General features: G+C 50.7%; 4 protein-coding genes. All 4 read right to left on the bottom strand.

What is annotated here, in order from left to right; translation table 11 throughout:
* Nucleotides 1-222: 222 nt before the first annotated feature.
* Nucleotides 223-936, bottom strand: a complete 714-nt coding sequence (locus tag CPT76_RS05280) for a transcriptional regulator (protein WP_308737520.1) — start codon at nt 934-936, stop codon at nt 223-225.
* The gene (locus CPT76_RS41220) at nt 911-1,165 is read right to left on the bottom strand and encodes an ArsR/SmtB family transcription factor (RefSeq protein WP_308737519.1); all 255 of its coding nucleotides are present in this window, start codon (nt 1,163-1,165) and stop codon (nt 911-913) included. Before CPT76_RS41220 ends, CPT76_RS05280 begins: the two co-directional genes overlap by 26 nt.
* A gap of 435 nt (nt 1,166-1,600) precedes the next feature.
* Nucleotides 1,601-1,837: a hypothetical protein gene (locus tag CPT76_RS39000; protein ID WP_258168100.1), complete on the bottom strand. Its 237-nt coding sequence runs from the start codon at nt 1,835-1,837 to the stop codon at nt 1,601-1,603.
* A partial coding sequence (locus CPT76_RS38995; protein WP_258168099.1) for a Gfo/Idh/MocA family protein occupies nt 1,834-2,296 on the bottom strand: 463 nt, incomplete at its 5' end. The genes CPT76_RS39000 and CPT76_RS38995, both read right to left, overlap by 4 nt.

Here is a 2,296-nt window from a genome sequence, read left to right as displayed (position 1 = left end):
TGGGGCTATATTACGGCGAAAATTCTATTTTGTCAACGCATTCATTTCATTTTTTTGTAATAAAAATTTTGATCTGTTTTTATTCTCGTGCATATCAAATTGGCTTCATCGCTTTATCAGCAAGAAGGAATTGCCTTAACCACGCTCTTTTCCCATAAAAATCCACAAGCACGGTGACAGAAACAAAAAAACCATTGTTACAAACTTGTTGTAACAATGGTTTTACGCTTCCTCCGTGAGGGGAACATATTGAATACGCATCTTGATGTCCTGCTCATAATCGCCGAACTGCCGCCCGAAGATGTTCACCCCGCCTTTATGGACCGCATTTGGATCCACGCCGATCCGCAGGCGCAAATTCGGACGCCCTTCCAGCTGAAGATCGTTGATGCCCACATCCGATACCTTTTTCATATCCAGCGTCGTTCGGTCCTCATCGACCCGCCACGTTTTCAAGAGGCCGTACTGCGTCGTCCAATCGAGCCACCAGGAGGGGTTCAGCCTGCCCCGGCGGTCCCCGAAATCCCCCGGACTCGTCCACATCCCGATCTCAAGCCCGTTCACCCAGACCGATATGTCCGAGGGCCAATCGTTATCGAAGTTGGGCGCTTCAGAGCAGATTTCCATGGACAGTTCAAGCGACTTGATTTTGACGTTTTGCGGAAGCTCCAGCGGCAAAATGTACTCCAAGTAACCTTTGCGGAACCAGATGATCTGCGCATCGATATGCTTCGGATGGTAGAAGCTCGCCGGCTCGTCTTCCCGGATGATCATTTCGGTGCCGCTCGCCATGCCGCAGGTCGGGTATACTTCGCAATCGCTGTACAATCCGATCGGAATTTCGACCTCATACACGCCATAATTTTCCTTGGTCGATTGGATCGCCGGGTTGAGACTGATATGGATGTCATCATAACTGCGGGTGCATACCTTCATCCGCCCCCCGGGCCGCGGGCAGAAGCTCTGTCGTCAGCAGCTTGGCGGCCTCCAAAATTTTGACGTTGTTCGCCACTGTCGACACCGGCAGCTTGAGTGCTTCCGAAATTTCTATTATATTCATGCTCCGCGTATAGAGCAGTTTCAGCATATCCACCCTCGCCCGGGTGGACAATGCATGGGCAACCTGAACCAGCTGATCCGGCTCATTTACATTCAGATCCAACATGCTAATCCTTCCTTCTTGTTCCAGCTCTTTTTATGCCTAAGTTTGAGTTTACCTTGTTTGGGACAGCAGAAGCAAGATCTTCGCAAGAAAACAAGAACTAGGGAATGCCGGGAATCCCGTTTCCTGATAGAGAATGGAGCCTTCGATCCGGAAATTATTTTCTTTTAGAAGGCGCAACCCTCATCGTAATGATGATATAAATTGGCTTAACTATGACTGTTTCCTTCATCGAATTGACGTATACAATCACTGAATCCAAAAAATCCAAATTGATAGATCGAAAACGGTTTACCAGATTCTATTCTGGAATACTCCGTCATATCCTGATTATGGAAAAGGGCGTGATTATGCACGGCATCGATATGTTTATGCACTCCTTACGGCTATCCGGATACGCAAAATAGGAGCCCGCAGGCTCCTGGAGGGGCTCTATATTTACCCCCTCTTGGTTATGGTCACCGGCAATCCGCTTCGTGCCGATTCGTTGGCAGCCAGCGTCACTTCCAGCGTGTGCATCGCTTCTTCATACGGGGCCAGAATTATGCTCTGGTCACCCGTGGCAACGGCCCGAATGAAAGCGTCGTCCTGGACTTTGTAGAAATCGGATTTACCGCGAAGAATGATCGTCTGCTCCGGTTCCAAAATGGTAAGCGACGTTCCTTCGAGCGTCAATCTGAAATCCCTTCCAATGATCTCCAGGGAGAACGGCTGTCCGGCTGAGGTAGAAAACCGGTGTCAATGTGACCGATTGCGCCCGAATCGAACACCAGGTTGACCGAAGCGGCATCCGGCGTCGTAATACCGGGAACATCCCTGTTCAGCAGCAGGGCCATGTCGGCACTGACCTTGTGGACTGTTCCGGCCAAGTACAGCATAAGATCCACATTATGGGTCGTCTGCTCTACCAGCTGTCCGCCCGATTTGGTATGGTCCACCCACCAAGGGGTATCCGGCAACCCGCCGAACCTGTGGGCCCGCACCATGGCGATTTCTTTGCCGGCCAGGTACTGTTTCGCCTTCTGTACCGGCTCCATATACCTTAGGCAGTAACCTGTGGCCGTCATGACGCCCGCTTTCCGGATAAAATCCGCTTTTTGCCGTACAGTGCCCATCTCCAGACCCAGCGGCTTT

The sequence above is a fragment of the Paenibacillus sp. AR247 genome (genome assembly GCF_002968895.1).
Classification (GTDB): domain Bacteria; phylum Bacillota; class Bacilli; order Paenibacillales; family Paenibacillaceae; genus Paenibacillus_AQ; species Paenibacillus_AQ favisporus.
The sequence above is the reverse complement of the archived record's forward strand: the minus strand, read 5'-3'. Positions and strand labels throughout refer to the sequence as shown.